The following is a 7930-nucleotide window of genomic DNA, read 5'->3' as shown; positions in this document are numbered from 1 at the left end:
CAAATGCTCTGAATGCGGTAACTAAAAAAGACATTATTGGATGGTTCACCCACTGCTGTTACTATATTGCACCCAACTGAGAACCGCTATAATTTACAGCGTTTCTCATCTCAATCTACTAGTCCGAGAAAAATAAGGGTTTTGTAGCCTGGTTAGATAGACTTCCCTGTGCATCTATGTTCGTGTAGCAGTTATGAGCGTGCGAATTTCTCAAATGAGTAAGTCAAATAAGCTTTTGCTTGCGGAAAACACCAAAATGAGTAAGTCAAATGAGCTTTTGCTTGCGGAAAACACCAAAATGAGTAAGTCAAACGAGCTTTTAAGTAAGTCAAATGAGCTTTTGCTTGCGGAAAACACCAAAATAAGTAAGTCAAACGAGCTTTTAAGTAAGTCAAATAAGCTTTTGCTTGCGGAAAACACCAAAATGAATAAGTCAAACGAGCTTTTGAGTAAGTCAAATGACCTTTCGATAAAGCATTTAAGTGTTTTGAGAAAGCAAACAGACATTTTGATAAAGCAATTAGGTATTTTGATAAAGTAATCAGCAAATATACTTAACGATTAAAATAGCGCCTGCACAAACAAAGAAACTTACCGTAACTTTGCCCGTCAGGCATCTGTGGCTTGCAATTCTCACAAATCAAATAGGATTACTAAGCTGTTCCACATTTAACTTGCATAATTAGGGTGGGCAAGATGCGCAGCCCACAATACTTTCATTAAATTTACAGCAGTTTGCTTTTTAATTGAGGTACAAATGCAGGACTTACAAAAATTTTCTACCTCCTTCCTGCCGTAAGCTCGAACTGCCTCTTGCCTCAAAACCCGTAGCTTTGTACTTCATGCAAAAGAAAACTACTGTAGATAGTGCCCCGACATCTGGCGATCTAATGTTGTACTGCATCTAAATGAGAACTGCTATCTATGAGCAAGTATAATTTCCGAAAATACCTTTCATGCTTTTGAATATTTAAATAGCCTTCATTAGTCCGCTTATTCTGCTTTGAAAGGGTGTAGCCTACACCTTACACTCCACACCCTACTCTGAAGGGGCATTGTAAAAAGTCAGATTTTCTATCTGTAAAATTAGACACCTGCTAATAAAAATAGATAAAAGCTTTGAGAAATGAAATTAGGTTTTCGACAGCTTAAAATTGCCTTTGCAATCAGTTTAGTATCGCCATACTTGATGCTAGTTCAAGCACAGCCTGTAAAATCTGAAATTCTCCCATCGGGGATTTTTAACGCACCTCCTCCGCCAGACGACATTAATGCCCCCGGTAATCGTGTTGGCGGAGGAAAGCGCGGCTGCGAAAGTATGGATAAGCAGCTTGCTACATCCAAACAAAAGCAACTGACAGCGTTAGTTCCGGTTTATCAGTTTCCTAATGCAGAATTAGTCTTTGGATTAACGACTACCTCACATCCAACTTTCTGGTTTTACGTTCCTTATCATGTCGCCACAGTTTCCGCAGAATTTGTGCTACAGAATGAAGCGGGAGAAACTATATATCAAAGCCCTATTTCCCTATCTGGAACGCCAGGGGTTGTACGCTTCTCTTTGCCATCAACAACTTCCCCATTAGAAATTGGCAAGCGTTATCGTTGGTACTTCAATACTTACTGTAATTTACAACAATCACCTGTTTTTGTGAATGGTTGGGTTAAAAGAGTCGAACAAAACTCCGTTCTGAAAAGTCAGTTAGAGACAGCAACACCAAAACAGCGCGTTGCCCTTTATGCCACTAATGGTATATGGTACGATTCCCTAACTGCTTTAGCCGAACTTCATCGCTTAGACCCGAAACATAGTAATTGGGCTTCCATGTTACAAGCTGTTGGTTTGAATAGCATTGCTTCAGAACCGATAGTAAATTGCTGCCAATAGCTATTTATCACTGTTCAAAGTCTAATAAATTAACCAGACAAGGGACTTAAGCCCCTTGTACTTCATAAACTAAAATCCTAATTTTTCCAACACTGGCTTTGTAGAAACAATGTGACGGTCTAAACCCAGTTTTTTTGGACTAACCCCAAGTGCTAAAGCAATCAACTGAGGTAAATGCAACACTGGTAAACCTAGCTTTTGTTCAATCACCTTTTCTACCTCTGGCTGACGCGAATCTAAATTTAAGTGGCACAGAGGACAAGGCGTAACTATACAGTCAGCACCAGATGCTATGGCATCCTGAATATGCATCCCCGCCATTTTAAAAGATTGGGTAGTAGCATAACTAGCAAGCGGCCAACCACAACATTGTGTCCGCCCTCGATAATAAATTGGTGTTGCACCCACCGCCCGAAACATATTTTCCATCGCTTCCGGTTGGAAGGGGTCGTCATCAGGCATAGATTTTTGGGCGCGGAGGAGATAACAGCCATAAAAAGCCGCACATTTTAATCCAGTTAACTTCCGGGTGACACGTTTGCTAATTTCCTCTAAACCATAATCTGTTACTAAGGCGTAAAGAAGATGTTTAACGTCAGTACTGCCGCGATAGGGCGAACAGCCTTCTTTATTTAGCAAGCTATTAACCTGTTCAATGTAAACAGGGTTAGAAGTCTTACATTCTTTCAGGTGTTCATTTACATGACCGATAACACCTTGACAAGTACTGCAATGGGTAAGTAAGGGCAGATTTAATTCTTCTGCTAGGGCAATATTTCTGGCGTTGACTGTATCTTCTAGCAGTTGCGAATCTTCTTTAAATGTGCCAGAACCACAGCAAGCAGCTTTTTTAAGTTCAACTAGTTCAATACCTAGTGCTTGGGTAAGCGCTTGAGTTGACTGGTAAAGTTCCCGACAGGCTCCTTGAGCAACACAACCGGGGAAGTAAGCGTATTTGAGTGTCTGAGGTAGCATAGAAGTATGTTTGGGTTAGAGCGATCGCTCTAAACAATAACTGTTTTATCATTCCTTGTTAGCATCATTCTGATGTTTGACGTTTAGCTACCTTTTAAGCATCTAGGTTAAAGGGTCGCAGCATCTACATATTCTTAATTGCTAGCAAGGCTGTAAATACCGCTCGAGACATTGTAAAAAATTTTAGCAATAATTGGAAAACCAAAGCATTTACACGGAATCGGTGATGGCGTAGCACGCTCCACTGCTCAAGTGTTCCGAGAAAACTTACCCGATTTATTTTAAGAATGGGAGAGGTTTTCTAACAGAAAAACCCTTGGAAGTATGCGGGCGATCGCGCTTGACGATAAGATGTATATGCTCAAAACAATGTTTCCCGTAAAGAGCAGAACCTAGCAACTGGTTAAGGACTTTTATTATTTATGAGCCAAACGGAACTTTTTGAAAAGGTTAAGAAAATCGTCACCGAACAATTGAGTGTTGACGATCCTGCCAAAATCACACCCCAGTCCAAGTTTATGGAAGATTTAGGAGCAGATTCCTTAGATACCGTTGAATTGGTAATGGCTTTGGAAGAAGAATTTGATATCGAAATTCCTGATGAAGCTGCCGAGCAGATTGTATCGGTTCAAGATGCAGTAGATTACATCGATAACAAAGTTACCGCCTCAGCTTAACTGAGGATTGGAATTGAGGATTGGGATTGGAGAGATTTTTCTCTAATATCTAGCCACTCTTCGCCTGACGCTGCTAATGTCACCAATGCTGACGTTAACGACAATCACTTGAAGTCAGTAAATCCGATGCCAGTCGCTCGTAAAGAAAACCTTTGACGATCGTGCTGGCTCACCAGTACCAAGTCGCTAACCTCAAATTTTTTGCCTGCTGCTTCTTGAAAAGTGACGCTCCTGCGTCGCTAACGCTGCGCTAACAGATCGCCGGAAGCCGGCGCCCCGACGCCAGGTGGTTCAAGTCGGGAAACCCGCCCAACGCACTGGCTCGACTTTTCGCTTTTTCGCCATTTTTAACTGAATCATGACAGATCATACACGTAAACGCGTTGTTGTAACTGGTGTTGGCGCGATTACACCTATAGGTAACACAGCAACAGAATATTGGAATGGATTATTGAGTGGACGCAATGGCATTGACTACATCACATTATTTGATGCGTCTCGCCATGATTGCCGGATTGCTGGTGAGGTGAAAAACTTCGATCCGCATAATTACTTGGAGCGTAAAGAGGCCAAGCGCATGGATCGATTTTCCCAATTTGGGGTTGCGGCAGCAAAACAGGCTCTAGCTAACGCGGAGTTAGTTATTAATGAACTGAATGCAGAACAGGTAGGTGTGATGATCGGTTCTGGCGTTGGTGGAATTAAAGTATTAGAAGACCAGCAAACTATCTACCTCAACCGTGGCCCTGATCGCTGTAGTCCATTCATGATTCCGATGATGATCGCCAATATGGCCGCAGGATTAACGGCAATTCACACGGGTGCTAAAGGGCCAAACTCCTGTCCTGTAACAGCCTGTGCCGCTGGCTCTAACGCCATTGGAGATGCTTTTCGCTTAATTCAAGGGGGATATGCCCAGGCGATGATTTGTGGGGGAACGGAGTCAGCTGTCACACCATTGTCGATAGCTGGGTTCGCCGCCTGCAAGGCACTCTCTTTTAGCAATGATGACCCAGTTCATGCTTGCCGTCCTTTTGACCGCGATCGCAACGGATTTGTTTTGGGTGAAGGTGCGGGAATTTTAATTCTAGAAGAACTGCAACACGCCATCAGTCGCGGCGCTCACATTTATGCGGAAATGATCGGCTATGGCATGACCTGTGATGCTTACCATATCACCTCCCCCGTACCTGGTGGACTCGGAGCCGCTAGAGCAATCGAACTGGCTCTCAAAGATGCCAGTATAACTCCCGAACAAATTAGCTATATTAACGCTCACGGCACTAGTACCCCAGCTAACGATTCAACTGAAACCTCAGCAATCAAAAAAGCCTTGGGAGAACATGCTTATAAGGTGGCAATTAGCTCTACTAAATCGATGACAGGTCATTTATTGGGCGGTTCTGGAGGTATTGAAGCAGTGGCAACAGTGCTAGCGATCACTAATGACCAAATTCCACCGACAATCAATTTGGAAAATCCCGATCCAGAGTGTGACTTAGATTACGTGCCTAACTCTAGCCGCGCTCAAAAAGTCGAGGTGGCAATATCCAATTCTTTTGGATTTGGCGGTCATAATGTCACACTGGCCTTTAAGAAATACATTTAAAAGAAGTCAGGAGGCAGGAGGCAGGAGGCAGGAGGCAGAATTTTTAAATTTTGAATTTTGAATTGATTTCTTCCTCATGCCCCATGCCCAAAGTATCAAAAATATCATTTCGATATAAACTAAGCGTTCAGCATGACCCAATTATCAGCTTGATTTATCACCAGAAACTCAGGACATCCCGCTTGTCCATCGACAAGTGGGAGTGGGATGATGAGGATACTGTGGGGAATCTAAAATAACCCCAGCAAGAGAAGCTACAGCTACGAAGAGTGCTAACCCGTCGTTAAAAAACAAGAGATTATGACTGTTGCAACCCAATCCGCCAAAGAATTGTCTGTCGAAGAACTGGCTATTAACTCGATCCGCTTCTTGGCTGTTGATGCCGTAGAAAAAGCAAAATCGGGACACCCAGGACTGCCGATGGGCGCGGCTCCTATGGCTTTTGTCCTCTGGGATCGCTTTATGAAGTTTAATCCCAAGAATCCCAAATGGTTTAACCGCGATCGCTTTGTCTTGTCTGCTGGTCATGGCTCGATGTTGCAGTATGCCCTACTGTACCTGACAGGCTACGATAGTGTAAGCATTGAAGATATCAAGCAATTCCGTCAATGGGAATCCAAAACTCCTGGACACCCTGAAAACTTTATGACCCCAGGCGTGGAAGTTACAACTGGTCCCTTGGGTCAAGGAATTGCCAATGGAGTTGGGTTAGCGATCGCCGAAGCGTACCTTGGCGCTAAATTTAACAAACCCGATACCAAGATTGTTGACCATTATACCTACGTGATTGTGGGTGACGGTTGCAACATGGAAGGAATTTCTGGTGAAGCTTGTTCTTTTGCAGGACACTTGGGATTAGGCAAACTCATCGCTCTGTACGACGACAACCACATTTCTATCGACGGTTCCACAGATGTGGCATTTACCGAAGATGTTTCCAAGCGCTTTGAAGCTTACGGTTGGCACGTCCAACACGTTAAGGAAGGTAACACTGATTTAGAAGCAATTGCTCAAGCAATTGAAGCAGCCAAAGCTGTCACTGATAAGCCTTCTTTCATTAAAGTTACAACCACCATTGGTTATGGTTCTCCTAACAAAGCAAATACCGCTGGTGTTCACGGTGCAGCTTTGGGTGGAGATGAAGTGGCATTGACGCGAAAAAATTTGGGTTGGGAATACGAGCCTTTCGTAATCCCAGAAGAGGCCCTCAACCATACGCGCAAAGCTGTTGAGCGCGGCGCAGGTTATGAAAACGACTGGAACAAAACTTTTGCCGACTACAAAGCTAAGTATGCTCAAGAAGCAGCTGAATTTGAACGTTTCCTAAGCGGCAAACTACCGGATGGTTGGGACAAGGTACTACCCACCTATACCCCCGAAGACAAAGGACTACCCACCCGCAAACACTCAGAAACTTGCCTCAACAAACTGGCGGCAGTTTTACCTGAATTGCTTGGTGGTTCGGCTGACTTGACCCACTCCAACTTGACTGAAATCAAAGGCAAGGACGACTTCCAAAAAGGACACTACGAAAATCCCAACATCCACTTTGGGGTACGGGAACATGGGATGGGCGCAATTTGTAATGGGATAGCACTACACAGTTCGGGATTAATTCCCTACGGTGCTACCTTCTTAATCTTCACAGACTATATGCGTGCTGCCATCCGCTTATCCGCCCTTTCCCAAGCTGGGGTGATTTGGGTGATGACCCACGATTCCATTGGACAAGGTGAAGATGGTCCCACGCACCAACCGATTGAAACTCTGGCTTCCTTGCGAGCTATTCCTAATTTAACCGTGTTTCGTCCTGCAGACGGTAACGAAACCTCTGGTGCTTATAAAATAGCGATCGAGAAAGCGAAGCAAAATGCTCCGTCTCTGTTGGCATTCACCCGTCAAAACGTCCCCAACTTGGCAGGTACATCAATTGAAGGCGTGGCGAAGGGTGGATACACTGTGGTAGATAGCGAAGGTACACCTGATATCATCCTGATTGGTACTGGTTCAGAATTGAGCCTCGCCGTCGGCGCAGCTGAAAAACTCAAGGCTGAAGGCAAGAAAGTCCGTGTTGTCTCGCTACCTTCATGGGAATTGTTTGAAGCACAGGATGCGGCTTATAAAGAGTCCGTTTTGCCGAAAGCTGTCACCAAGCGTTTGTCTGTAGAAGCTGGTGGCAGTTTCGGTTGGCACAAGTATATAGGTACTGAAGGCGATACTGTTAGTATTGATCGCTTTGGTGCTTCGGCTCCAGGCGGTGTTTGTCTAGAGAAGTTTGGCTTTAGCGTTGATAATGTGTTGGCTAAGGCTAAACAATTGTTGGGTTAATAACAACAGAATATTCTCCAAATTGTATGGGGGTGGGCTGAAAAGCCTACCCTTTTTTATGTAAAGTAAGATTAACTATAATTGGAGTAATAAGTTACTAATTGGGAGGAAGTTATGCAGGAAGTTTCTGAGTAAATAAATTTACTTCTAACTCGGCTCACAAAAATTGTAGAACATTTGATGCGAAAGGATAGTAGCTATCAGTATTATCTAAATAAAGATAAAGCAATTCAAATGATATTTAAATATTATTTAGAGAAAGTTTCTATGGAGGAACTAAAAGCTATGTCTGATTTCAGATTAACAGGGTTTGTTGAGGGACATATGATGACTTTGTTATTGATTGAAGGAGAAGATGATATATAGCGGTTCTCAGTTGGGTGCAATATAGTAACAGCAGTGGGTGAACCATCCAATAATGTCTTTTTTAGTTACCGCATTCAGAGCATTTGT

Annotated in this window: 7 protein-coding genes; 6 read left to right on the top strand and 1 reads right to left on the bottom strand. The window is 43.4% G+C overall.

The genetic code is table 11. The features are described 5' to 3' along the window. The first annotated feature begins 193 nt into the window (after positions 1 to 193). Together V7K89_RS31455 and V7K89_RS31450 are read left to right on the top strand one after the other, a co-directional pair. Positions 194 to 541 carry a hypothetical protein gene (locus V7K89_RS31455; RefSeq protein WP_335194377.1) on the top strand — a complete coding sequence of 116 codons (348 nt, stop codon included), beginning with the start codon at positions 194 to 196 and terminating at the stop codon, positions 539 to 541. A gap of 585 nt (positions 542 to 1126) precedes the next feature. Further along, positions 1127 to 1888 (top strand): DUF928 domain-containing protein, encoded by a 762-nt coding sequence (locus V7K89_RS31450; RefSeq protein ID WP_335194375.1) that lies wholly within the window; start codon positions 1127 to 1129, stop codon positions 1886 to 1888. A gap of 69 nt (positions 1889 to 1957) precedes the next feature. Here V7K89_RS31450 and V7K89_RS31445 read toward each other — a convergent pair whose 3' ends face one another. After that, positions 1958 to 2863, bottom strand: coding sequence for a CoB--CoM heterodisulfide reductase iron-sulfur subunit B family protein (locus V7K89_RS31445; RefSeq protein WP_335194373.1), 906 nt, complete (start codon positions 2861 to 2863; stop codon positions 1958 to 1960). A 422-nt stretch (positions 2864 to 3285) separates the two neighbouring features. Here V7K89_RS31445 and acpP point away from each other — a divergent pair, with 422 nt between their 5' ends. From acpP to V7K89_RS31425, 4 genes are all read left to right on the top strand, one after another. After that, positions 3286 to 3540, top strand: coding sequence for an acyl carrier protein (gene acpP / locus V7K89_RS31440; protein WP_335194371.1), 255 nt, complete (start codon positions 3286 to 3288; stop codon positions 3538 to 3540). Between the two features lie 358 nt (positions 3541 to 3898). Next, a complete protein-coding gene (gene fabF / locus V7K89_RS31435; protein WP_335194369.1) occupies positions 3899 to 5149 on the top strand; it encodes a beta-ketoacyl-ACP synthase II in 1251 nt (416 codons plus the stop codon). A gap of 300 nt (positions 5150 to 5449) precedes the next feature. Beyond that, positions 5450 to 7477, top strand: a complete 2028-nt coding sequence (gene tkt, locus V7K89_RS31430) for a transketolase (protein ID WP_335194367.1) — start codon at positions 5450 to 5452, stop codon at positions 7475 to 7477. Positions 7478 to 7657: 180 nt separating this feature from the next. Next, positions 7658 to 7843, top strand: a complete 186-nt coding sequence (locus V7K89_RS31425) for a hypothetical protein (RefSeq protein WP_335194365.1) — start codon at positions 7658 to 7660, stop codon at positions 7841 to 7843. Positions 7844 to 7930 lie beyond the last annotated feature (87 nt).

This window comes from Nostoc sp. (genome assembly GCF_036917515.1).
GTDB lineage: Bacteria > Cyanobacteriota > Cyanobacteriia > Cyanobacteriales > Nostocaceae > Nostoc.
Note: the sequence above shows the minus strand (reverse complement) of the source record. Positions and strands in the feature narration are given on the sequence as shown.